Raw genomic sequence first — 236 nt, 5'->3', positions numbered from 1 at the left:
GCATGATTGAAACGGGCGCCTATAATGAATTGTGGAGTGATATTCATATGTTGCCAGAGCAAAGCCTACAGGCGCATATTGATGTTAAAGCAAAGGCAATGATGCCAGTACACAATGGCACTTTTGATTTAGCGTTACATGATTGGTTTGAGCCTTTTGAACGTATCAACCTGTTAGCTAAACAGCAAAATGTCACCTTGTTAACGCCAAAATTTGGTCAAGCGGTGATGTTAGCC

Annotated in this window: 1 protein-coding gene; it reads left to right on the top strand. The window is 41.5% G+C overall.

Annotated elements, in window-relative coordinates; genetic code table 11:
• Positions 1 to 236: MBL fold metallo-hydrolase (locus tag AAEY79_RS16390; protein WP_407074221.1), on the top strand; the 236-nt coding region annotated here is incomplete at both ends.

The sequence above is a fragment of the Psychrobacter sp. GW64-MNA-CIBAN-0177 genome (genome assembly GCF_040309585.1).
Taxonomy (GTDB): Bacteria; Pseudomonadota; Gammaproteobacteria; order Pseudomonadales; family Moraxellaceae; genus Psychrobacter; species Psychrobacter okhotskensis.
The sequence above is the reverse complement of the archived record's forward strand: the minus strand, read 5'-3'. Positions and strand labels throughout refer to the sequence as shown.